Origin of the sequence: Pseudodesulfovibrio sp. lm2024 (genome assembly GCF_051175575.1) — a bacterium.
In the GTDB taxonomy this organism is placed as follows: Bacteria; Desulfobacterota; Desulfovibrionia; order Desulfovibrionales; family Desulfovibrionaceae; genus Pseudodesulfovibrio; species Pseudodesulfovibrio caledoniensis.
Window position 1 is genome coordinate 3,885,725 of sequence record NZ_CP195092.1, and the last position, 22,114, is coordinate 3,907,838.

19 protein-coding genes are annotated in these 22,114 nt (G+C 64.3%); 11 read left to right on the forward strand and 8 right to left on the reverse strand.

Features of this window, described 5'->3' with window-relative positions; all coding sequences use genetic code 11:
* Positions 1 to 156: 156 nt before the first annotated feature.
* Together bioA and ACR42D_RS18115 are read left to right on the forward strand one after the other, a co-directional pair.
* On the forward strand, positions 157 to 2,145 hold the full coding sequence (gene bioA, locus ACR42D_RS18110; RefSeq protein ID WP_484568184.1) for an adenosylmethionine--8-amino-7-oxononanoate transaminase: 1,989 nt from the start codon (positions 157 to 159) through the stop codon (positions 2,143 to 2,145).
* Between the two features lie 10 nt (positions 2,146 to 2,155).
* Positions 2,156 to 3,487, forward strand: coding sequence for a sodium:solute symporter family protein (locus tag ACR42D_RS18115; RefSeq protein WP_484568185.1), 1,332 nt, complete (start codon positions 2,156 to 2,158; stop codon positions 3,485 to 3,487).
* A gap of 330 nt (positions 3,488 to 3,817) precedes the next feature.
* Here the strand turns inward: ACR42D_RS18115 and ACR42D_RS18120 are convergent, their stop codons facing one another.
* Entirely contained in the window at positions 3,818 to 4,951 is a 1,134-nt protein-coding gene (locus ACR42D_RS18120) for a TRAP transporter substrate-binding protein (protein WP_484568186.1), read from the reverse strand.
* Between the two features lie 231 nt (positions 4,952 to 5,182).
* Between ACR42D_RS18120 and ACR42D_RS18125 the strand changes: the two genes are divergently transcribed.
* The 3 genes from ACR42D_RS18125 (at position 5,183) to ACR42D_RS18135 (ending at position 8,448) form a co-directional block, all read left to right on the forward strand.
* Positions 5,183 to 5,644: a LexA family protein gene (locus ACR42D_RS18125; protein ID WP_484568187.1), complete on the forward strand. Its 462-nt coding sequence runs from the start codon at positions 5,183 to 5,185 to the stop codon at positions 5,642 to 5,644.
* Between the two features lie 264 nt (positions 5,645 to 5,908).
* Positions 5,909 to 7,183 (forward strand): Y-family DNA polymerase, encoded by a 1,275-nt coding sequence (locus ACR42D_RS18130; RefSeq protein WP_484568188.1) that lies wholly within the window; start codon positions 5,909 to 5,911, stop codon positions 7,181 to 7,183.
* Between the two features lie 499 nt (positions 7,184 to 7,682).
* A protein-coding gene (locus ACR42D_RS18135) for an IS5 family transposase (protein ID WP_484568189.1) occupies positions 7,683 to 8,448 on the forward strand; the annotation gives its coding sequence in 2 pieces (ribosomal slippage) (positions 7,683 to 8,035 and positions 8,034 to 8,448; 768 coding nt in all).
* Positions 8,449 to 8,552: 104 nt separating this feature from the next.
* Here ACR42D_RS18135 and ACR42D_RS18140 read toward each other — a convergent pair.
* The gene (locus ACR42D_RS18140; RefSeq protein ID WP_484568190.1) at positions 8,553 to 9,110 is read right to left on the reverse strand and encodes a hypothetical protein; all 558 of its coding nucleotides are present in this window, start codon (positions 9,108 to 9,110) and stop codon (positions 8,553 to 8,555) included.
* Between the two features lie 310 nt (positions 9,111 to 9,420).
* On the opposite strand from ACR42D_RS18140, the gene ACR42D_RS18145 reads away from it, so the two are divergent.
* From ACR42D_RS18145 to ACR42D_RS18165, 5 genes are all read left to right on the forward strand, one after another.
* On the forward strand, positions 9,421 to 10,704 hold the full coding sequence (locus ACR42D_RS18145; RefSeq protein ID WP_484568191.1) for a hypothetical protein: 1,284 nt from the start codon (positions 9,421 to 9,423) through the stop codon (positions 10,702 to 10,704).
* Positions 10,705 to 10,723: 19 nt separating this feature from the next.
* Complete coding sequence (locus ACR42D_RS18150; protein ID WP_484568192.1) at positions 10,724 to 11,908, forward strand: THUMP domain-containing class I SAM-dependent RNA methyltransferase; 1,185 nt, start codon at positions 10,724 to 10,726, stop codon at positions 11,906 to 11,908.
* Between the two features lie 91 nt (positions 11,909 to 11,999).
* The gene (locus ACR42D_RS18155; RefSeq protein WP_484568193.1) at positions 12,000 to 12,884 is read left to right on the forward strand and encodes a DMT family transporter; all 885 of its coding nucleotides are present in this window, start codon (positions 12,000 to 12,002) and stop codon (positions 12,882 to 12,884) included.
* Positions 12,885 to 12,953: 69 nt separating this feature from the next.
* Positions 12,954 to 13,163: a SlyX family protein gene (locus ACR42D_RS18160; RefSeq protein WP_084641246.1), complete on the forward strand. Its 210-nt coding sequence runs from the start codon at positions 12,954 to 12,956 to the stop codon at positions 13,161 to 13,163.
* An 8-nt stretch (positions 13,164 to 13,171) separates the two neighbouring features.
* Complete coding sequence (locus ACR42D_RS18165) at positions 13,172 to 13,684, forward strand: cupin domain-containing protein (protein ID WP_484568194.1); 513 nt, start codon at positions 13,172 to 13,174, stop codon at positions 13,682 to 13,684.
* A 201-nt stretch (positions 13,685 to 13,885) separates the two neighbouring features.
* Here ACR42D_RS18165 and ACR42D_RS18170 read toward each other — a convergent pair whose 3' ends face one another.
* From ACR42D_RS18170 to ACR42D_RS18195, 6 genes are all read right to left on the reverse strand, one after another.
* Positions 13,886 to 14,320: a tail fiber assembly protein gene (locus tag ACR42D_RS18170; protein WP_484568195.1), complete on the reverse strand. Its 435-nt coding sequence runs from the start codon at positions 14,318 to 14,320 to the stop codon at positions 13,886 to 13,888.
* A 10-nt stretch (positions 14,321 to 14,330) separates the two neighbouring features.
* Positions 14,331 to 16,610 (reverse strand): DUF7483 domain-containing protein, encoded by a 2,280-nt coding sequence (locus ACR42D_RS18175; RefSeq protein ID WP_484568196.1) that lies wholly within the window; start codon positions 16,608 to 16,610, stop codon positions 14,331 to 14,333.
* A 2-nt stretch (positions 16,611 to 16,612) separates the two neighbouring features.
* Positions 16,613 to 17,608 (reverse strand): phage tail fiber protein, encoded by a 996-nt coding sequence (locus ACR42D_RS18180; RefSeq protein WP_484568197.1) that lies wholly within the window; start codon positions 17,606 to 17,608, stop codon positions 16,613 to 16,615.
* Complete coding sequence (locus tag ACR42D_RS18185; RefSeq protein ID WP_484568198.1) at positions 17,605 to 18,078, reverse strand: hypothetical protein; 474 nt, start codon at positions 18,076 to 18,078, stop codon at positions 17,605 to 17,607. The genes ACR42D_RS18180 and ACR42D_RS18185 overlap by 4 nt, the downstream gene beginning before the upstream one ends.
* Positions 18,079 to 18,113: 35 nt before the next feature.
* The gene (locus ACR42D_RS18190; protein WP_484568199.1) at positions 18,114 to 20,210 is read right to left on the reverse strand and encodes a phage tail protein; all 2,097 of its coding nucleotides are present in this window, start codon (positions 20,208 to 20,210) and stop codon (positions 18,114 to 18,116) included.
* A 408-nt stretch (positions 20,211 to 20,618) separates the two neighbouring features.
* Positions 20,619 to 20,876 carry a hypothetical protein gene (locus ACR42D_RS18195; protein WP_484568200.1) on the reverse strand — a complete coding sequence of 86 codons (258 nt, stop codon included), beginning with the start codon at positions 20,874 to 20,876 and terminating at the stop codon, positions 20,619 to 20,621.
* Positions 20,877 to 21,065: 189 nt separating this feature from the next.
* Here ACR42D_RS18195 and ACR42D_RS18200 point away from each other — a divergent pair, with 189 nt between their 5' ends.
* Positions 21,066 to 22,064 (forward strand): hypothetical protein, encoded by a 999-nt coding sequence (locus ACR42D_RS18200; RefSeq protein WP_484568201.1) that lies wholly within the window; start codon positions 21,066 to 21,068, stop codon positions 22,062 to 22,064.
* The last annotated feature ends 50 nt before the right edge of the window (positions 22,065 to 22,114 follow it).

A 22,114-nucleotide genomic window follows, 5' to 3' on the forward strand; every position in this document is an offset into this window, starting at 1 on the left:
TCACGCCGACTCGACGCCTGACCATCGCATCACATATCAATATAAACAGCTGTTTATATCATATTATCCCGACCCGGCTTGCCCTAATCCGCCAGGGGATGTAGGGTTGCGCCCCTGCGCCGGGAACCGCCTCCCGGCACGAAACCGCCATTTGCCATGAACGGATACTTCATCACCGGCACCGACACCGACGTCGGCAAGACACTGGCCACCGCCGCCCTGCTCCGGGCCCTGCTGGACGCCGGACGCAACGCCGTGGCCCTGAAGCCGGTCCAGACCGGCTGCCCGGAACGGGACGGCCGCCTCATGGTCGAAGACCCGGCGGTCTACGCCCGGTTCGCCGACGGATACTTCCCGGACGGCTACCCCGAGGCGTGCTGCCGCGAGTTCGTCCCGGCCTGCTCCCCGCACCTGGCCGCCGAAATGGCCGGAGAGACGCTCGACCCCGACGAGCTCGCCGCCGGGCTCGAAGCGCTGGCCAACGGTTACGACACCGTGCTCGTGGAGGGCGCGGGCGGTTGCGCCGTGCCCCTGGGCAACGGACTGACCATGCTCGACCTGATGGCGCGGCTCGACCTGCCGGTCATCGTGGTGGCCGACAACCGGCTGGGCGCGGTCAACCACGCGCTCATGACCGTGGAAATCCTGCGCGGACGCGGCCTGGACGTGGCCGGTCTGGTCATGACCAACGCGACGCCGCCGACGGATGGGGACGAATGGCTGCGCCGGGACAACGTCAAAATACTCGCCGAGCTGTGCGACGCGCCCATCCTGGCGGACATCCCGCACCTGCCCGGCGCGCCGGTGGCCGAGATCACGGCCCACGCGGCCCGGGCTCTGGACCGGCTGCCGCAGCCCCGGACTGTGGACGAGGGACTCGATTTCGACCGGGACCACATCTGGCACCCGTACACCTCGGCCCTGGCCCCCCTGCCCGTGAACAAGGTCCGCTCGGCCCGAGGCGCGCGTCTCGTCCTGGACGACGGCCGCGAGCTGATCGACGGCATGGCCTCCTGGTGGTGCGCCATCCACGGCTACGGACGCCCGGAACTCCTTCAGGCCGCCCGCGCCCAGCTGGGCCGCCTGCCCCACGTCATGTTCGGCGGCCTGACCCACGACCCGGCCATCGGTTTGTGCCGCGATCTCCTGGACATGGCGCCCGACGGCCTGGAGCACGTCTTCCTGGCCGATTCCGGCTCGGTCAGCGTGGAGGCGGCCATCAAGATGGCCCTGCAATACATGCAGGCCAAGGGAGAGACCGGACGCACCAAGCTGTTCACCGTGCGCGGCGGGTACCACGGCGACACCTGCGGGGCCATGTCGGTGTGCGACCCGGACAACGGCATGCACCATCTCTTTTCCGGCCTGCTGCCCGAACAGATTTTCGCGCCCGTGCCGGACTGCCCGTTCCACGAGCCGTTCGACCCCGAGTGCTTCCGGGAGACGGAACGCATATTCCGGGAACGGCAGGCCGAGATCGCGGCCGTCATCGTGGAGCCCATCGTCCAGGGCGCGGGCGGCATGCGCTTCCACCACCCGGAGTACCTGCGCCGACTGCGCCGACTTGCCGACGAGCACGGCGTGCTGCTCATCCTGGATGAGATCGCCACTGGGTTCGGCCGAACCGGCAGACTGTTCGCCTGTCAGTGGAGCTCCGTGACGCCCGACATACTGTGCGTGGGCAAGGCCCTGACCGGCGGGACCATGACCCTGGCCGCCACCCTGGCCACCGGGAACGTGGCCCGGACCATCTCCCAAGACGGCGGCGTGTTCATGCACGGCCCGACCTTCATGGGCAACCCGCTAGCCTGCGCCGTGGCCCGGGCCAGCCTGGGCATACTCCGGCGCACGGACTGGCAGGGCCGGGTCCGCGCGGTGGAAGGGTGGCTCAATGAAAGTTTCGGCCCCTGCCGCGAGCTGCCGGGCGTGGCCGACGTCCGGGTCCTCGGAGCCATCGGCGTGATCGAGATGAAGACCCCGGTCAACGTGCCGCGCCTGCAAGCCTTTTTCGTGGGCCACGGCGTGTGGCTGCGGCCCTTCGGCAGACTCATCTACGCCATGCCCCCGTACATCATCAACCGGGACGAGACCGCCCGCCTCGGCTCGTCCATTCGCGACGCCATCACGGCCCGCGCCCACCAATAAGGAGACCGCCATGACCCTGCTCGCCCTCTATTTCGCCCTGTTCATCGGAATGGGTGTTTACGAATACGCCAAGCGCAAGGACTTCGAGGACTTCGCCGTGGCCGGACGGCATCGCGGCGCGGGCGTGGTCGGAGTGTCCATCGTGGCCTCCTGCGTGGGCGCGTCGGCGACCATCGGCATGACCGGCCTGGCCTTCTCGGCCGGAACGCCCGCTTTCTGGTGGCTCGGCTCGGGCGCGGCCGGACTGCTCGTGCTCGGCACCCTGCTGGCGGCCAAGGTGCGCAAGAGCGGGGTCTGCACCCTGCCCGACATGGCCGAGAAATTCATCTCGCCCGCCACGCGCAGGCTGACCGCATTGATCATCGTCCCGGCCTGGGCCTCGATCCTGGCCGCCCAGTACATCGCCGCGGCCAAGGCGGCCACCGCCCTGTCCGGCATGGACTACTCCACGGCCCTGATCAGCTGCGCGGCGGCCATCACCGCCTACACCCTGCTCGGCGGGCAGAATTCGATCATGAAGAGCGACGTGGTCCAGTACGGCCTGGTCGCGGGCGGCCTCGGCCTGGCCCTGTACTACACGGCCACGGCCTCCCCGGTCTCCCTGGCCGACATGGACCTGCAGTGGACCAACGAAGCGTTCCCGATGTCCAAGTGGACCTATTTCATGCTCATCGTGGGCGGCAGCTACGTGGTCTGCCCCATGCTCTTCGGGCGGCTCTTCTCGGCCCGCACCGAGCAACAGGCCAGGCGGAGCGCGCTGTTCGGCAGCGCGGGCATCGCCCTGTCCGCCGTGCTCATCGTCTGCATCGGCCTGTTCGCCCGGGGACTGGCCCCGGCCGGGACGGACGCGGACTCCATCCTGACCCAGATCGTGCCCTCGGTCATGCCCGCCTGGTCCGGAACCGCGCTCATCTTCGCCCTGCTCTCGGCCATCGTCTCGTCGGCCGACTCCTGCCTGATCACGGCGGCCACCATCCTGGAGCACGACCTCATCGGCGGCAAGAGCACGGCCCGCTGCCGCCTGCTCATGCTCGGCATCGGCCTGGGCGCGCTGGTGGTGGCCAAGTCCGGCGGCTCCATCCTGTCCCTGCTCCTGGCGGCCAACGACATCTACGTCTGCGGCGTGGTCGCCCCCATGTTCGTGGCCATCCTGGCCTGGGAAAAGCGCTCCATCAACCCGCGCACCATGCTCCTGGCCATGCTCGCCGGCGGCACCCTGGGCATCGCCGCCGCCTGGACCGGCCTCAAACTCTTCAGCTTCGCCGGGGTCGGCCTCTCCCTCGCCCTGTCCGCCGCCGCCCTCCTCCCCCAGCGAACCCCAGCCAAGGCCCCCGGCGCGTAAGGAACACAGCCGCCCCCAACCCAACGTTGCGCCAGCAACGTCCACGTACACACTCCCTAGCGGCACCAGCGCAGCGCCATGCCGCCAGCGCCTCACCCGCGCCCGCACGCCCCCATCGCCGCACCGAGGCTTTGGAGAGTGGTGGAGATGTGCATTTTTCGAGGGGACGGCCGACCGCAGCGTAGTCCCTCTATGTGAGGATCGGACGTTGCCTCGAAAAATGCGCAGATCCGCCGCTATCCGAAGCCGACACTCCGGCGCAAGGCGCAAAAAAAGACGCGGCCACCCGAAGGGGCAGCCGCGCCTTGTTTTTGCGCCGATGCGCCGGACTTACGCCCCGATGGACATGGTGTCGAAGTACGTGCGCGACGAAACGTCGGCCCAGGAGCCCCACTGCTTCTGGAACTCGTTGAAGCCCTTGGCGACCTTGGTGGCCAGGGGCGACTTGGCGGCCTCTTCGGCAACCACTTCGCGGGCCAGGACGCGCAGGTCGGCCAGGGTCTCGGGGGTGAGCTTGCGCACCTCGACGTGGTGCTTCTCGACCAGTTCCTTCAGGGCCGCGCCGTTCTGGGCCTCGAAGTCGCACAGGGCCTGCATGTTGGTCTGGGCCGCGGCGGCCTCGCAGATGGCCTTGAGGTCCGAGGGCAGGGCGTTGAACTTGTCCTTGTTGAACATGACGTCCAGGCAGCTGCCGCCCTCGTGCCAGCCCGGGGTGTAGTAGTACTTGGCGGCCTGGTAGAAGCCCATGCGCAGGTCGTGCAGGGGGCCGACCCATTCGGTGGCGTCGATCACGCCGCGCTCCAGCGAGGTGAAAATCTCGCCGCCGGGCAGGAGCACGACCGTGCCGCCCGCGCGGGCGATGACCTTGCCGCCCAGGCCGGGGATGCGCATCTTGAGGCCCTTGAAATCATCGATGGAGTTGATCTCGCGGTTGAACCAACCGGCCATCTGCACGCCGGTGTTGCCCATGGGGCGGCCGATGAGGTTGAACTGTCCGTAGACCTCGTCCCACAGGTCCAGGCCGCCGCCGGAGTAGAACCAGGCGTTCAGGCCCTGGGCGTTCAGGCCGAAGGGCACGGCGGAAAACCACTGGCACGCCGGGTCCTTGCCCGCCCAGTAGTAGGGGGAGCCGGAACCGCACTCGGCGGTGCCCTGGGACACGGCGTCGAACACGCCCAGGCCGGGCACCAGCTCGTTGGCCGCGTAGACGTCGATCTTCATGCGGCCGTTGCTCATGACCTCGACCCGCTTGGCCAGGTCCTCGGCCCCGGTCTGCAGGATGGGGAACTTGGGCGGCCAGGTGGTGACCATCTTCCAGTGCACGGTCTTGCCGACCTGGGCCGGGGCAGCGGCCTGATTGGCCTCGCCCGTTTTCTTGGTGTCGTCGTTGCAGGCCGCCAGCAAGGCCGTGCCACCCGCAAGACCGGCGATGGCCGCCTTGCTCAAAAAGTCGCGTCGCTTCATCTTTCCTCCGATATGGAAACATTGTATCGGCCGTCCATGGGCCGCATGTAGTGGTATAGCGCAAAAAACGTGCATGATTTCAGCCGCGATTGCAAGCCGCCCGGCCCGGCGCGCCGCCATTTTCCGGGCCCTGCCCCCACCCCGCCCGCCAACTTCTTGTTTTATTAATATTGACAATTTGATCTACATCGCAGAAAATGTTTTATCAAAATTGACATTAAAGGATAATTTATGGATTCCTGTCTGCATACGGCGTTGCCGGGGGGCCGGTGGGTGCGGGCCGTGGCCCGGCCGGATTTCGGATCGCGGCTGGCCGTGCCCCTGGCCGGGGAGTCGGTCCCGGCCGGGTTCCCGTCGCCCGCCGAGGAGTATCTGGAAAAGCGGCTGGACCTGAACGAGCACCTGGTGGCGCGTCCGGAGGCGACCTATTTCGTGCGCGTGTCCGGCGACTCCATGATCGGGGCGGGCATCCACCACGGCGACCTGTTGGTGGTGGACCGCTCCCTGAACCCCAAGCCGGGGAATGTTGTTATTGCGTTGGTGGATGGGGAGTTCACGGTGAAGCGGTTGAAGCGGACGGCGATAGGCCTGGAGCTCGCCCCGGAAAACCCGGAGTACGACTCCATCCCGCTCTCGGAGGAGACGGATTTTCAGGTCTGGGGCGTCGTCCTCCACGTAGTTCATAAGGTTTAGGCGCGGGGGCGGGAGGCGGCTTCCGAGCGCGGGGGACTGAGCCGCTGTCGGGTGCTGAAGCACCCGAATCGCTCCAGGGGGGAAGGTGTCCAGGCCTTGGCTTATGGTTGGGCGAAGGTTGGTTCGGCACACCCCGCCCCGCCGAAGGCGGATATATAAAGTTTAGGAAGGAAAGGGGGATGGGGGTCCGGGGGAAGGGGGAAAGGGAAGCCCTTTTCAAAGGGTTCCCTTTCCCCCTTCCCCCGGCCGCCGGAGGCACCGCACATGGCCAGTTATGCGTTGATTGACTGCAACAATTTTTATGCTTCGTGCGAGCGGGCGTTTCGGCCGGAGTTGAACGGGCGGCCGGTGGTGGTCTTGTCGAACAACGACGGGTGCGTGATCGCGCGTTCGGCGGAGGCCAAGGCGTTGGGAATCGACATGGGCACGCCGTATTACAAGTGCCGGGCGCTGATGAAACGCCACGGGGTGACCGTGTTCTCGTCCAATTATGCCTTGTACGGCGACCTGTCCGCGCGGGTGATGCAGATATTGTCGAAGTTCTGTCCGGCGGTGGAGGTCTATTCCATCGACGAGGCGTTCTGCGACCTGAGCGGCGTGCCGGGCGGGGCCGAGGTGTATGCCCGGCGGGTCCGGGCCACGGTCCTGGCCTGGACCGGCATCCCGGTGTCCGTGGGCATCGGCCAAACCAAGACCCTGGCCAAGCTGGCCAACCGGTTCGCCAAGAAACAGGAACGTAGCCGGGGCGTGTTCGACCTCACCGCCAGCCCGGACCCGGACCGGGTGCTGCACTGGACCGACATCGGCGACGTCTGGGGCATCGGCCCGCGCCACGCCAAGCGGCTGCGCGCCCTGGGCGTGACCGACGCGCTCAAGTTCCGCGAACTGAAACGGGACTGGGTGCGGAGGAAGATGACCGTCACCGGCCTGCACACTCTGCTGGAGTTGCGCGGCTTCCCCTGCCACGGCTTCCAGGCCGGGCCGGTTGACAAAAAGACCATCGTGTCCTCGCGCTCCTTCGGCCACCCGGTCACGCGGCTCGACCACATGCTCGAGGCCACCGCCCAATACACCACCCGCGCCGCCGAAAAGCTGCGCAGGCAAGGGTCCGTGGCCGCGAACATCATGGTCTACCTCCAGACCAACACGTTCAAGCTCGGCCAGCCGCAATACTCCAACGCCCTGTCCGTGCCCCTGCCCGTGGCCACCGCCCACACCCCGACCCTGATCCGGGCCGCCAAGACCGGCATGGAACGCATCTTCAAGCACGGCTATCAGTACAAGAAATGCGGCGTCATGCTCTCGGGCCTGGAGCCCGAACACGGCCGCTGGCTCAGCCTGCTCGCCCTGCCCCCCAACCACCGGCCCGGCGACGGGCCGCTCATGCGCGCCGTGGACCACGTCAACCAGCGCTGGGGCCGCGACACCGTGTCCTTCGCCGCCTCGGGCGTCACCCGCGACTGGCGCATGAAACGCGAAATGCGCTCGCCACGGTATACTACTGTCTGGGAAGAGATACTGACGGTGGCGGCGAAGTGAGGGGCAGGAGGGGATGCCTCCGGCGGCCCCTTCGGGGAGACCAGGGCGCTGCCCTGGACCCGGCAGGGAGCAAAGCCCCCTGCACCCCCATGTTCGCTTCGCTCAGGGGCGTACAAGCGCGAAAGGCTGGCCGGGGATGCCTTCCGCCGTGCCGGTTGGCGATTTTGGGCAGAAAAAACGGACGAAACGGCGTGCTTCTTCGCCGGAAGGAGCATGCCGTTTTTTCTGCCCGAAATCGCGGGATGTTATTTTAAGAAAAGACAAGAAGGTGAATGGTTACTTATAGTGAGGAAACGCCGCAAAACCGACCTTCCAGGTTACGCCGTCCCCCCTGCGGCGTTGGGCAACCGTCCCGAAGCGTTCGCGCCGGGCACACGCCACCCCTAGGCGAAACAACCCACTCCACGCGCACGCACGCCACTGCCGAAGGCACACAAAAAGTTTGGGAGATTCTTAGGGTCTGTCGACATTCGACTGCGACCGTGCTACAACATTTTTCATGAAAGCAGCAGCACAGAAACGTCATGCTTTACGCGATGATCAGTGGGACAAGATCAAGGATTCTCTTCCAGGAAAGAAGAGCGATAGTGGCAGAACCGCTCAAGATAACAGGCTGTTCGTTGATGCGGTTTTATGGATAGGGAAGACCGGCGCCCCTTGGCGAGCCCTTCCGGCTTCCTACGGAAAATGGTCTTCCGTGCACAAAAGGTTCATCCGGTGGTCAAAGAAAGGCATTTGGCAAATGGTGTTCAACACCCTCGCAGTTGATGCCGACACAGAGTGGCTCATGATCGACAGCTCTATCGTCCGAGCCCACCAACATTCGGCGGGCGGAAAGGGGGCACCTCTGCCAGCAGATCGGGAGGTCTAGCGGTGGGTTCTCCAGCAAGGTTCATGCTAGCACAGACCCTCTCGGCTGTCCAACCAAATTCATTCTAACACCAGGTAATATTTCAAATTGTACACAAGCCATACCGTTGCTTTCCGGGCAAATTGCGGACTATGTTCTTGCTGACAAAGGATACGATTCCCAGCAGATTGTAGACACCATTTTAGCGATGCCAGCCCAGCCCGTAATCCCTTCACGATCTCTTAGAAAAGAACCTCGCGACTACGATCGCCATCTGTATAAACAGCGCAGCATGGTTGAATGTATGTTTGCGAAATTAAAACAATTTAGACGAATAGCAACGAGATACGACAAGCTCGCCTCTACCTACATGTCATTCTTACATGTTGCAGCGATTTGGATTTGGTTGAAATGAATGTCGACAGACCCTAAGAACCTTTTTCCCAAAAGGTTCTTAAGCCGCCGGAGGCATGCCTTTCAAGCCCGCCCGGCGAGGGCCCGCCTAAACCCTCCCCCGCATCAATCCAGCGAGACCTGCGAGCCCGTGGCTTGGACGAGGTCGGGGGTTCCGGTTTGGGCGGTCTGGTTGAAGCTGAGGCTTTGTCGGGGCTGGGCGGCCTGGAGGAAGGCCATGCGGCGCATTTCGAGGCGCTCGAACTGGGTGCGGCGTTGGCCGAGGATACTTTCGATCCGTTTGCGGCGCGCTTCTTCGGACAGGGCCGGGCCCTGGTCCATGGAGGACTCCGGGGTTTCGGCCTGAGCGGTCATGACCGGGGCTTCGGGCCCGGCGGGCTCGGACTGGAGATATTCGGGCAACTCGAAGGCCTCGCCGCTGACCATGGCGTCGTACTTATCCTGGACGACCTGAGCGGGCGTCTTGTCGTTGGCCGCGTATTCGTAGGAGAATTCGCCGATGGTATAGGCGGTGGACACGTATTGCAGGGGCGCGAACGCAAGCCCGCCCGCGCCGAGCAGCGGGGCGACCACGGCGCAGCCGGACAGCGGCCCGATGGCGGACAACAGGACAAACAGAACGAAGACCGTATTCACGGACAGGGTCTGTGCAACCTTTTTCATGGACTCTCCAGTCACTGAGAACTGTCCACGCATGCCCCCCCCCAGGCTTGGCAACACTGCGCAACCATATACCATTTTCAAACTCAGGACAATATTTTCAAAACATTTGAACCGGTTGTCGGGAAACAACACCGCCCCATCCGAATGTCATAATTATTTCAAGAAATTATCTAGAAAACCGGACGGAGAAATAGTCCGCATTTTCGCATGCGGCCGAAAAAAGATGGCCCGGAATCATTGGGGAAAAACCTATTCCGAGTCGCAGAGCCGCCTTTACCTGCCGTGCCCAAAGAGGTAATTGACGGTGCGTATGGAACAGGAACAGCCCAAGAAACGGACCTGGTCCAGGCTGGCGGGTGTACCCCTGGCCGTGGCCTGTGCGGCGGTGCCCCTGGGGAGCCTGCTTTCGCGGTTCGCCGGTCCCGGCCCGGAAAGTTCGCCCTTTTTGCCCTGGCTGGTCCTGGCGGCCCTGGGCACGGTGCACGCCATCCTGTTCCGGCGCTCCGGCCAACGTCTGCGGGCCCGCTTCTTCATGGAGCTGGTCATGTTCGCCGGGCTCGCGGCCATCGTGGTTCTGTATCACGAGGACATCTTCTTCCAGCTGGAAAACGTCACGCCCTTCGTTCCGGAACTGGTGCCGGCGATCATGCTCTGCTTCTGCTGGCTGTGGACTCTGACCTTCGGGACCCCGGACCGGGCGGCCTTCCAACGGTGGGGCGCGGTGCTCGGCCTGGTCTGCGTGCTGGACCTGGCCGCCGAGGCGTTCATCTACCGGGCCGCGCCCTCCCTGCGCTGGATCGGCGACGCCGACCTGCTGGCCGGGCTGCTGCTGGTCTGCCTATGCGCCTCGCTCAGGCCCGGACCGGCCGACAACGGGCTGTACGAGCCGGACCAGGGCGCGCCGCTGTACCGGGCCCTGATCATGGCCGGGCTGCTGGCCACCCTGTCCCGCACCGGGCTGTTCGCCGCGGCCTGGGTCCACCTCTGTTTCGGCCGGGGCGGACGGATCATGCGCGCGTCCGTGTCCCTGGCCTGTTTCGCGGCCCTGGCCCTGACCTTCCTGCTGCCGGTCACGCCTTCGGACATGGGCCGGTACGTGGACTACTGGCTGTGGGCCAAGTCCATGGTCCTGTTCTCCCAGGACCCGTCCATCCTGATCGCCGGGCTGCCCCTGGACCGCGCCCTGCCCTTCACCTTCCCGCCCGAGATGGTCCCTGTCTGGGAGCTGGTCACGGAGACGCCCGCCCTGTTCGGCGCGCACCTGAACCAGGTGCCGTCCTTCTGGCTGCGCTTCCTCCTCGGCTGGGGGGCCATCCTGCCCACGGTCTGCCTGACCGGGCTGTTCATCCTGATCTTCCGGCGACCCACGCGCATGGGCGCGGGGCTGGCCGCCGCCCTGTTTGTCCAGGGCATGTCCACCCCGCTTTTCTATGAACCGTCCACGGCCGCGGTAGCCGGTCTGGCCCTGTTCCTGGCCCTGTCCGCGTCCCGGAACGCGCCCCTGTCGGACCTCGGCGGCATGCCCGCCGAACCGGCACCCGAACCCCAACCCGAAGACGACCCGGCCCGCGAATGGGACATGCGTCCCCTGTAGGCCGGATCCGCGAGCGATCATGACGAAATTTACCGACACAGCCCCCATCCTGGTGACCTGCCCCAGGGACATGCCCGAGTACCTCCGGGAAGAGCTCACCGCCCTGGGCTTTGACCGGACCATCCCGCTGGACGCGGGCGTGGAGGTCCACGGCTCGCTGAACGACTGCATGCGCCTGAACCTGTGGGTGCGCACCGGGCACCGGGTGCTCTTCGAACTGAAGCGGTTCCGGGCGTTTGACGCGGACGAGCTGTACCGCGAGGTGAAGCGGATCGCCTGGGAGGAGTATATCCCTGCGGACGGCTATTTCCGGGTGGACGCGTCGGTGCGCGACACCACGGTCAACGACGCGCGCTTCGCCGGACTGCGGGTCAAGGACGCGGTGGCCGACCGGTTCACGGAACGGACCGGCTCCCGCCCGGACTCGGGACCGGACACGCGCGGGGTCTGCCTGTTCCTGCACTGGCGCGAGAACCGGGCCACGCTCTATCTGGACACCACGGGCGAGCCGCTGCCCCGGCGCGGCTACCGCAAGCGGCCGCACAAGGCACCCATGCAGGAGACCCTGGCGGCGGCCTGCATCCTGGCCTCGGGCTGGCCCAAGCTGGCCGCCGGGGGCGCCCATTTCATCGCGCCCATGTGCGGGTCCGGCACCCTGCCCATCGAGGCCGCGCTCATGGCCATGAACGGCGCGCCCGGGCTCTTGCGCGACGAGTTCGCCTTCATGCGCGTGGTCGGGTACGCCCCCGAGACGTGGGATGACCTGCTGGGCGCGGCCGAGGATGCGGAGGTCCCGGAAATCAAGGGACGGATCATCGCCACGGACCACGACCCCGAGGCCATAGCGGCGGCCAGGGACAACGCCCGGCTGGCCGGGGTGGGCGACTTCATCGAGTTTCAGGTCTGCGACTTCACTCAGACCGAGGTGCCGGAGGGGGCGGGCGTGGTCATGCTCAACCCGGAATACGGCATGCGCCTGGGCGAGATCGAATCGCTCAAGGCGGTCTACAGGGGGATCGGCGATTTCTTCAAGCAGAGCTGCGGCGGCAAGACCGGCTTCATCTTCACCGGCAACATGGACCTGGCCAAGTGCGTGGGACTGCGCACCAAGCGGCGGCGGGTCTTCTGGAACGCCAAGATCGAGTGCCGCCTGCTGGAATACGAGCTCTACGCGGGGACGAAAAAGGGCGGCGATCCCCAATAGCGAAGCATCACCGGGAGAGATGGAGGCCATCGGGAAAAGCCCTGTCGCGGGGGTGGATTATTCACGTGTTCGCGAGTATATCCCTCCGACCATGAAGCAATCCCTGACCTACACCTACGTCCTGCTCGTGTTGAGCATGATGCTGTGGGGCGGCACCTGGGTGGCCGGGCGCGTCCTGGCCCAGTCGGTGCACCCCATGACCGCCGCCTTCCTGCGTTTCGGGCTGGCCTCGGTCATCCTCCTGTACATGTGCTGGCGGGCCGACGGACGGCTGCCCCGGCTGAAGCGCGACCAGATCCTGCCGGTGATCTTCCTGGGCGGGACCGGAGTCTTCACCTACAGCTATTTCTTCTTCACCGGCCTGCAGACCATCTCGGCCGGACGGGCCGCGCTCATCGTGGCCTGCACGCCCGTGTGCATCGCCGTTATTTCGTCCCTGTTCTGCGGGGAGCGGTTCGGTCCCCTGCGCTCGGCCGGGGCGCTCATCTCCCTGGTCGGCGTATCCGTGGTCATCGCGGACGGCGACCCGCTGGCCCTGCTGGCCGGGGGCGTGAGCCGGGGCGACTTCATGATCCTCGGCTGCGTGGCCAGCTGGACCGCCTACACCATGGGCGGCCGCGCGGTCATGAAGCATCTGCCCCCGCTGACCTCGGTGGCCTGGTCGAGCTTCACGGGCACCCTCATGCTCCTGCCCGCAGCCCTGGCCGAAGGGCTTGTGGCAGATCTCGCCCACGTCCGCCCCGTGGACTGGGGCTGCGTGATCTTTCTCGGCTTCCTGGCCACGGCCCTGGCCTACTACTGGTACTACCGGGCCATCAGCATCATCGGCGCATCCCGGGCGGGCATCTTCATCAACATGGTCCCGGCCTTTGCCGTGCTCGCCGGCTTCCTGCTCCTGGACGAACCCATCCACCTGTCCCTGGCCGTGGGCGGCGTCATGGTCATCAGCGGCGTGTACCTGACCAACCGGGCCTAGACCGGCCCCGCACGGGCCGTTGCCAACCCCGCGCGCATGGCGCATACTCGGCCCGGCAAGGAGGACAGCATGGACGACAGAATAGAACGGCTGGAGAGCCTGGTGGCGCTCCAGGACAGGACGATGGAAAAGTTGAGCGACCAGATCTTCGACCAGCAGAAGCAGATCGAGGACCTCAGGCGTCTGGTGGAACGGCTGGCCAAGAAGGTCCGCGCCCTGGACGAGGAGATCGAGAGCTCGGGACCGGCGGACGTGCCCCCGCCCCACTACAACGGCTAGGGGGGAACGTGAACGCACCGACCGCCAGGGAAATCATCGAGTATCTCGGCCTGACGCCCCACCCCGAAGAGGGCGGCTGGTTCCTGGAGACCCACCGGGCCGACGAGACCCTGCCCCGCGAGGTCCTGCCGAGCCGGTACGCCGGGCCGCGCGCCCTGGGCACGGCCATCTACTACCTGCTCACGCCCGACACCTACTCGCACATGCACCGGCTCCTTTCGGACGAGATCTTCCACTTCTACGCGGGCGGCCCGTGCGAGATGCTCAGGCTCCACCCGGACGGGTCGGGCGAGACCGTCCTGTTCGGCAACGACGTCCTGGCCGGACAGCGCCCGCAGATCGTGGTCCCGAAAGGGTGCTGGCAGGGGCTGCGCCTGCTGCCCGGCGCGGAGCTCGCGCTCATGGGCTGTTCCGTGTCCCCGGGCTTCGAATACGCGGACTACGCCCATGGCGACCGCGCCGAACTGATTGCCCGCTACCCCGAATTCCGCGAACAGATCACTCGCCTGACCGCCGAATAACCCCCTTGCGCTGCAGGCGCATAAACGGGATGCAAGGGTGCGAATCCTTGCCCGCCGGAGGCGAAATCACCCAATAGTAGCCGCGCAGCGGCTTCCCCCTCTGACCCGCTTCCCCAATTGGAAGGGGGGCGCGCCCCCGAAAGGAACGCGCCCCGTGTTGAGGTGGGAAGGTAGGGATGGCGTGATGATTCGTTGTCAATCTCAGGCGGCGGGCGCTTCGGGCCACGCCACGGCGTGGGGGAACCCGTCCTGTTGCGGCACGTCTCGCAAGGCCTCGCGGTACAGGCTCCATAGGGCCAGTTTCTCGGAGTCAAGCGGGCTGTCCGGTAACACTGTCCAATCACATGCGCGCAGCATCCGGGTACGCTCTGCCCGCACCTTCTCGCCCTCGGCCTCGTCCTTGGCCAGCTGGTCCACCACCTGGTTAAGGACTTCTTCCCGGTATATCAGGTCCTCGCCCTTGGTCCACTCTGTTTCATAGGTGGTAAAGGGTTCCCGCCTGAGAGGCACGGCCTCGTTATATCCCAGCTCGTCCCGCTCTGCCCTGGTCAGTTCCGCAAAGTTGCGGATATACCCGGCGTGCTCGACGCGGGCCGGGGGTACTTGCCTGTATGATCCATCGGGGTATTTCCACATAGCTTACTCCTTAGAAGGCATTGTTGTATTTTGAATTTCCCTTGACTATGAGGCCTGTGTGGGCTGCGCCGTCCTGATTCACGTATACGGAGGTCGTTGTCAGCTTGATACCCCGGCTAGTGAACACGAAGTTAGGTGTAGTATACCAAGCGCTTGTTTCCGTGGTCGTCCACCATAGGTCCACCGGATTTTCCGCATTGGCGGTGGGGGTAGCGACCTCCCAGTATGCCGTGGTGGCCGTGCTGCGGACGCCGAACATGGTCAGTATGGGACAGCCCACGTCGCAATACGGCCCGTCTGCGCTCCCGTTGCCGACGTATTCGGCCAGGGTGTACAGCCACGACTCAGCAAACAGGTAGGCTACGAAGGTTGCACCTGCATGATTTACGGAGGTATATGTACCCAGCGTGATCTCCGTATCTGTCGGCTCGGTGTTATTCCACGCCGTGGCGTTTGTTGCTGCCGCCGTCGCGCCGTCGATGTACATGAACTTGGTAGCTGTCGTGGTTTCCGTATACGTTATCCAGCTGTGGCTGACGCTTCGGCTTCTACAGACGAACCAAATAGGCTTGGCCGCAAGGTCATGGGCAACCGTTCTTCCGGCCACGCCGTCGCCGGTGTACAGTTGGATATCGAAACCGGACTCCGGCGAGGCCCGGAACACGAAGATCTGGTACGTCGTCCCATCCAGTAACATGCTGTCCGGTATGGTTATTGTGGAGCCGGATACGGTAATGGGGTCCGTTGCCGTGTATTCAGACAGTGTTCCAGGGCACAATGAGTATTTGTTAAGTCCACGTTTGGTGTCTAACCACTTGGACGCCTCCCTTCCGTTTGCCCGCAGGATAATGAGCCAATCCGTATTTTCCGCGTCCCAATCGACGGTGACGGTATTGTCTTCGCCTGTCCCGGCAACGATCAGAGACTCATGAAAATACTCAGACGGTTTGTAGTCCACCGGCTCGGGCCTGGACACGTCGCACACGGGTTGGAACCCTCCGGGCGCGCCATGCAGCCACGTTGTTTCGGGGAAGCAGAAGTGAATAGGGCAGGTTGTGCCCCCACGCCCCCCGGCGATGAAGTACACCCTTCCATCCGGCGTCCACGTGCCCGCCGCGTGCGTGGTGTCTCCGGCAATGATTTCAGCGTCCGTTGCCCCGTTCTCCCAGGTGTCGTTCTTGCCGAACCATACCGCGCCAATATCCATATCAAGAGCAATGCGGACCCTATCGGCACTGGTGTACCCGGTGCCCCACGCCGTTGACGTGTTATTCGTTTGCAGAAACGAACCAAGGCTTGACGAGTGCCAGCCGTATTCGTCGGCAAAGTATCCCGGATAGTATTGCCTGTCCGCATGCTTGGACACGCCGAGTACAATTTGCGAGGCGTCCACGTCCTTGGAGAACTCTGCATACCACTTGCCGGAAGACACCCCAATAGTGGCCTTTGCCCCGCCGTTTGAGTAAGTGCCGTTCCAGGTCGTGTTGCCGTCCGAATACGCGCCGGGATAGACCCCGAGACTGTTCAGAGTCGCGTGATTGTTCGTCGGCGTGTCCACGGATTGCACAGCCGTACCTGCGGCCAGAATGTGGTCGTTGCCATTACCGGAGGAGTCCTCACCAATCACAGCGGCGTTAGAGAATGACAACCGGCAACCATAGGTTCCGTAGCCAGCCGGGGCAACTGCGGTCGGAACCCACAGGCCGGGGACCTTCGAGGAGAACTCCCCGGACTCCAGAGACGTATAGCCGTCGAGCAGTATGAACTCGGCAATGTACCCCGAAAAGGGATAGGTACCGGCGTGGAAGCCACCAACGTGGTGGTAGGCGTTCTCGTAGTTTACAACGCAGGTGCGATCAAGCTCGTAGTACGTCTCCACGGCAAAGGCCGATACGTCCTCGCCGTTTACCCGCAGCTTTATCCTATCGGAGGCCGTGGGCAATGTGGTGTCCACCACTACTTGCACATGATACCAGTTCGTACAGTCCACGTAGGCGGCGTGTGTAATCACGTTGCAGCGTAGACTACCTGCATACTCCTGAAAGTTAAGGTACCCAGCGGAATCAAGAAACAGCGATGTATAAATGTTCGTAGCAGTCGAGGCCGTGAACAGCATTTCCTGTGCTCCGAGACGCCCGCGCTTGAACCACATGTCTATGAGGTACTGCTTGTTGTTCGACGTTGCCGCGTTCTGTCTGTATAGGTTGGCACCCTCGAATACAGCGGAGTAGTCGATGCCTACACCGTAGACACCGACAACACTCCTCACTTCTTTGGGGGTTAGTCCCATAGTTATACCTCCACGTTCTGCAAGGACACGATGGTTTTGCGCGCGTTGTACTGTTCCACGGCAATGCGGATCTCCCCGGCGTCCGGGCGCGGGGACGGCAGGGAACCGTCGCTCTTGTAGCTCGCGGCCAGGGACATGGCGTTGCCGCCGGGGTAGATGTGGAAGACATAGGTGCCGTCATAGGGCAGGGATACGTCGCTGAACAGGCTCGCGCCGGTCAGGGTCCAGGCCACGTGGTTGCGGGCCACGTCCAGGCCGGACAGGTCCGTCCCCGAGTGGATTTGGACATCGTCGCCGTAGGCGGCACGCAGCAGGCCGGGCCGATCCGCCTTGAGCAGGGCCGCGTCCGCGGGCTCGGCTCCGATGGCGGCCAGGACCTCGGCTTCGTCCTCGCACCCGGCCACGGTCACGCCCACGGCGCCGAAGCCGAGATTGAACAGGGCCTCGGCCGGGTTATCCGCGTCGGTGCCGCCCTGGCTGATGGGCACGGGAACGGTCAGGCCGCCCGCGCCGGCCACGTCCTTGTTGACCAGGTTGTCTCCGCTGGCGTTCCAGGCGAGCACCAGATCCGGTCCGGGCTCGGGCAGATTCACGCCGGTCACGGCCGAGGAAATCCTGAAGGTCAGGGCGCGGTCCAGTTTTTCGGCCAGGGCCTGACAGATCATGGTCAGCTTGTCCAGCGCGGCTTCGTGGGTGGCTGCCGGAAAGGCGTCGTTCTCCACGTAGTCCACTTCCTGGACCAGGGCCGGTTCGCGGCTGACGACCACGGTCTGGCCCGATTCGGGCGGACTGGCCAGAATACAGGTCCCGCCCATCTGCTCGCCGACCCCGGATAGGCTGTAATCGGTCCCCTCGTACCGGGGCTGTTCCTGGCCTTCCCGGTCGATGACCAGGACCCGGATGTCCTCGTTGCGCAGGAACATGAACGGCACCGGAAAGGTGGCCGTGGACCCGTCGCCCGCATAGATCGCCTTGGATTCGGTGGAGGAAATGGTCATGCCCGGCTCCTCCCGTAGATCTTCGACCCCAGGGACAGGGTAGAGCGCGCGGGCGAGACGTTCTCACTGATGCGCAGCATGTTCGCACTGTTGCGCGCGGACCGCAGCCCGGACTCGGCGTTCATCTCGCCCTCGAAGAGGACGTCCTCCTCGGCCTGGCGGTCTTTGAGCCGCTCGGCGTCGCGGATGAGCGCCTTGGATCCGGTCATGGCCAGGTTGGATCCGCCCCAGCCCGCGTTGCCTTGGGAGCGCGCTTGTTCGCGCTGGTCCCGGAGCCCGGCCGCATCCCGCACGGCCCGCCGCCGGGTGTCGTGGGCCGCGCCCGCCGCGTCTGCTTCGATGAGCGCGGCCCGGTCCTCGGCGTTCGAGGCGGCCGCCTTACGGCTGTTTCGATTGCCCAGAAAGTCCGTTACGTCGCTGAACAGGTCCACCCCCTGTTGCAGCACCTGGGTGGAAGCTTCGTTTCCCATGGTTATCCTCTCTTTATGGTTTGGGTTGATCCCGGTTATTCGTTGATGATGAGCTGGGGCACGATCATGAGCACGGTCATGGGTAGGGGCTGCCGCTGCACGATGGTCAGCAGCCCGTCGCGGTCCCACCCCTTGGGAAAATTGACGATCTTGTCGCCGCAGAAGGGCCCGGGCGACTGCCCCATGGGCGTGGACGGAGAGCGGAAGTAGACCGGTTCGAGCCTGGACAGGTCCGGCCCGATAAGGCCGCCGAGGGTATTGTGGAACCGGGCGGCCACCTTGGTGATGCGTTTCTTCTTGGTCTGGGCCGTGCCCCGCTGGCTGCCCGCGTCCAGCCGCATGGGCTGGAGCACCGAACTGTAGGGGAGTCCGGCATGGATGACCGAGGCGGGCCGGTCCAGAGCCAGGGTGCCGTCTTCGGCCACGGTCCGGTCGGCCTGCACGGTCCCGTCGGCCAGCACGGATACGGTCCGCCCGGCCAGGTGGGAGAGCCCGGCCACGGTGTCCGTGGGCGCGCCGCGATAGGTCAGGCCGCTGTCCACGAAAAATCCGTTTTCGATGGCCCCGTCAAAGGGAGCCTCGAGGTACTCGATGTACCGGCGGGGCTGGCCGTTCACGGTGCGCCGTACGGCGATCCACAGCTCGTCGCGCTTTTCGGCGTCGTTGTAGACCGTGGCCGCGCGCTCCACCACGCCGTCGGTGACGATGCGCGACCAGGCCGCCACCTCCTGGTCCGGCACGTAGGTCAGGGCGACCAGCACCCCGTCTCCGCGCACACCGTAGAGGATGGAGTCCGGCTCCTGGACGTAGGCCAGCTGGGTCAGCCCGCCCTCGGTGATATGCTCCGAAAGCAGGGTCAGATCCTTGGACACGTAGGCGTCGGACTCGAAACGGTAAGACATTTCGCGGATCTTGCGCCCGGCCCGCTGGATGTACAGGGTGGCGAAGCCCACGGACTCGGGCCGGGTGGCCGACGCCCCGCTGGTGCCCTCCTGGGCGGCTTTGACGTTCTCCGGGGTGAGCGGGCCGCTGGACGAGGCGCTCAGGGTCCACTCGCCGCCGGCCGTGCCGATCCACAGGGAGCGGCGCGGGACGATGAACTCGATGCCGTTGGCCTGGCGGCCGGACAGGGTGACCTCGATGGCGTCGTCGTCCAGCGGTTTCTCCCCGGCCGGGGCGTCGGTCCGGTCGCCGACCTCGAAACAGTCCCAGGCATCTCCGTCAAGTTCGCCCTCCGCGTTCCAGATCGCCTCGATCTGACCGTCTGCGGGCTCGGCCGCGAAGGTGACCGTGATCTGCGCATTGACGGCCGAATAGTTCTTGGCGCCCTTGTAGCGGTAGTAACGGGTGGCCCCGTCCGGGTGCTGACCCTTGACCGCGTCCCGGGCCTCGAACCCGGCCCCGGCCAAGAGAACGATCGAATCCCCGGCCTTGCCGTCGCGCAGGCCGTCGCCGTTCTTGTCGGTGATCTCCAGGTCCCGCCAGCCGTCCAGGGGCACCTCGCGGGTCTTCAGCCGGAAATCCGGGAACTCGCCGGTGCGCGACAGCCACAAGGTGGCCGGACGGGTCCGGGTGGCCGCCAGGACCAGCCGCTGCTCGTAGAAGCAGACGGCCGAGGGATAGTCGTCCTCGGCCCAGGCATCGGGCCGCCCGATGAAGGCCATCTCCTCCAGGGTCCAATCGTCGTGGTCCACGCGGGTCATCTCGCGCACCGGGTGGCCCGGATGAACCAGGATGAGCGAGTTGTCCGACTGTGCGTAGCGCAGTTCATCAAACTCTTCTGCCGTGTATGGAATGTCCCGAACGTATTCCGCTCCGTCGGACAGGACCACGCCGTGCCCGGTGAAGACGCGCATGCGCCCCTGCCCGTCCGGGCCTTCGGCGAACTCGAGCACGTAGGTCTGCTCCGCATTGAACTCGAAGGGGATGAGCAGGACCGGTCCGTCCTGGCCCAGGGACTCGGCCACGAACCGGAATCCGGGCCGCCGCGAGGTCCCGCCGTGGGGATGGACGTGGAAATTCTCCAGGGTACGGCACCCGTTGAAGTATTTGGAGAGATCGGTCCTCCCCTCCAGCCTGGGAGAGATCTCGCCCGCCGTGAAGTTGGTGATCGCTGGGGTGGCTGTGCTCATGTCTGTTCGGCTCCTTGATTTTCGGGGACGCGCCCCGGGCTTGCCACGGAGCATAGCCCCGGTTTTTTGGCCGGGAGCCGACAGGGTACCGAGCGGAGCCGAGAGGTATGAAAAAACAACTTGACGGATTTTCAGCGGCGCGGACGGGTGACAGATCAAGAAGCCTTCACAATTTTCCCCCAAAAAATCAGTATGTTACATTTTCCGACAAACCGCCGAAAATGGCTTGAAAAATGGGCTGCGGGAAAGAATGGCTAGCGATGGGATAGTAAATGACAAGCAAAAGCGGACAAGGGGCCGCCAGAGCCGGGGGCAACGGGCAGGGGAACGGACAAAAAAGCGAAAGCGCCTGTATTCCGAGTTGTTACACGGAATACAGGCGCCTTTCACGCCGTATGTCGGCCTGTCCTAGTTGGCCACTGCCGGCATGGAGGATCGTTCGTCCTTTTCCCGGTTCAGGCGAATGACCTGGGTGGTGAAGGTGGTCTCGTCGGGAACGCAGTTGGGGCACCCTTCCGAGAGGATCACGCACCGTTCATCTAGGGTGGACGGATCGATCTTGGCCAATTTGAGGAGCTTCGTGGTCATGCCGCTCTTCCAGAGGACAGGCTGGCCGCAACGATGACATTCCACATACAACAATTCGGGATCGAATTTCCTGGTCATGGTTCCAAGGTAAGCCTCCGATCACGGATTGGCAAGGGGACGTACCGTTAGCCATGTTATTATTTCCGGGTCTGGCCGCCCCCCTTTGAAGGGCGCATGCTGGCGTCCGGCATCGAGGCCGGGGCCGGGAACCTGGTGTTCAATCCGGTCATCGGCGCGGACCTGAAAAGGCGCGGCGAGGACATCACTATGGCCGACTACGCCGTGGACACCATGCTGGGCACGGGCGTGGGCATGCTCTTCGGCGGGACGCACGGGGCGTGGAAGCATTTCCGGGGCGAGACCAAGGACGCGGTGCTGCGGGCCCTGCAAAAGGGGGCGTTGGACATCGGCGACGGCGGGCCGGTGGACGTGGGGCCGATTCTCAAGGACGTGGTCGAGGCCGGGCAGTTCAACCGGGGCGCGGCCTTGGAGCGGCTGACCGGGGCGGGCTTGGGCGCGGACCGGGCCGAGACGTTCCTGGCGCACCTGGACGGGCTGGCCGCCGCGCAGGGAATGGACGCCGACGGGTGGCTGCGGCGGCATATCGCGGACATCGAAGTGGGCGGGACCGACGGGGAGGGCATACGGTTCGCAAAGAAGGTGCTCTATGACGACACCGGGAAGATCCGGGTGGAGTACGAGGACACGGGGACCGATTTCAGTCTGAAAGACCGGGAGGTCATGAAAGCGTATTTTGATACGTTGAAGCCGGAAAAGATCATACGATTAAAATATGATGATCCGAATCAATATATAGAGGTTGTAAAGGGAATTGCTGATCAGCTTTTCCCGGAAGGAATTCTGCTGTCGCCGACCAAGGATTGGAGTGGAGTTGATTATGAGCATTTCACGAAACAGTCCAAGCGGCAAAAATATGTCGGAACACTGCCTGAAACAATTCATAATAAAGATCTTAAAGTTGTGATTTCCCAGACCGATGGGGAAAAGTTCTACTTCTTCAAGCGATATGTCGATGAAGAACTGGGCAAGGATATCTGGGATACGGTCATAGCCTACAAGAAGACCTTTCTTGAACCGTTGGAATTGCAGACCAAGATCCAAACAAGGAGAGGAAGGGTAAGAGCGAATGGGCGCGATGGATTGATATGGAAAAGAAGGGGGTTGAACCTGAAGCGTCCCAGTCTACCGATCCGGGCGGGGATACGGGGAGCGCTCCCACCCACCAAGATCACAAACTCAATATAAGCGATGGGCACGGAAAAGGCAACCCGGATTCCGTTGCGGCGCGCGAGGCC

Excerpts from the sequence above, each read along its gene's own strand:
- bioA (WP_484568184.1), top strand. The coding sequence starts at position 157 with ATGAACGGATACTTCATCACCGGCACCGACACCGACGTCGGCAAGACA.
- ACR42D_RS18115 (WP_484568185.1), top strand. The coding sequence starts at position 2,156 with ATGACCCTGCTCGCCCTCTATTTCGCCCTGTTCATCGGAATGGGTGTT.
- ACR42D_RS18120 (WP_484568186.1), bottom strand. The coding sequence starts at position 4,951 with ATGAAGCGACGCGACTTTTTGAGCAAGGCGGCCATCGCCGGTCTTGCG.
- ACR42D_RS18125 (WP_484568187.1), top strand. The coding sequence starts at position 5,183 with ATGGATTCCTGTCTGCATACGGCGTTGCCGGGGGGCCGGTGGGTGCGG.
- ACR42D_RS18130 (WP_484568188.1), top strand. The coding sequence starts at position 5,909 with ATGGCCAGTTATGCGTTGATTGACTGCAACAATTTTTATGCTTCGTGC.
- ACR42D_RS18140 (WP_484568190.1), bottom strand. The coding sequence starts at position 9,110 with ATGAAAAAGGTTGCACAGACCCTGTCCGTGAATACGGTCTTCGTTCTG.
- ACR42D_RS18145 (WP_484568191.1), top strand. The coding sequence starts at position 9,421 with ATGGAACAGGAACAGCCCAAGAAACGGACCTGGTCCAGGCTGGCGGGT.
- ACR42D_RS18150 (WP_484568192.1), top strand. The coding sequence starts at position 10,724 with ATGACGAAATTTACCGACACAGCCCCCATCCTGGTGACCTGCCCCAGG.
- ACR42D_RS18155 (WP_484568193.1), top strand. The coding sequence starts at position 12,000 with ATGAAGCAATCCCTGACCTACACCTACGTCCTGCTCGTGTTGAGCATG.
- ACR42D_RS18160 (WP_084641246.1), top strand. The coding sequence starts at position 12,954 with ATGGACGACAGAATAGAACGGCTGGAGAGCCTGGTGGCGCTCCAGGAC.
- ACR42D_RS18170 (WP_484568195.1), bottom strand. The coding sequence starts at position 14,320 with ATGTGGAAATACCCCGATGGATCATACAGGCAAGTACCCCCGGCCCGC.
- ACR42D_RS18175 (WP_484568196.1), bottom strand. The coding sequence starts at position 16,610 with ATGGGACTAACCCCCAAAGAAGTGAGGAGTGTTGTCGGTGTCTACGGT.
- ACR42D_RS18180 (WP_484568197.1), bottom strand. The coding sequence starts at position 17,608 with ATGACCATTTCCTCCACCGAATCCAAGGCGATCTATGCGGGCGACGGG.
- ACR42D_RS18185 (WP_484568198.1), bottom strand. The coding sequence starts at position 18,078 with ATGGGAAACGAAGCTTCCACCCAGGTGCTGCAACAGGGGGTGGACCTG.
- ACR42D_RS18190 (WP_484568199.1), bottom strand. The coding sequence starts at position 20,210 with ATGAGCACAGCCACCCCAGCGATCACCAACTTCACGGCGGGCGAGATC.
- ACR42D_RS18195 (WP_484568200.1), bottom strand. The coding sequence starts at position 20,876 with ATGACCAGGAAATTCGATCCCGAATTGTTGTATGTGGAATGTCATCGT.
- ACR42D_RS18200 (WP_484568201.1), top strand. The coding sequence starts at position 21,066 with ATGGCCGACTACGCCGTGGACACCATGCTGGGCACGGGCGTGGGCATG.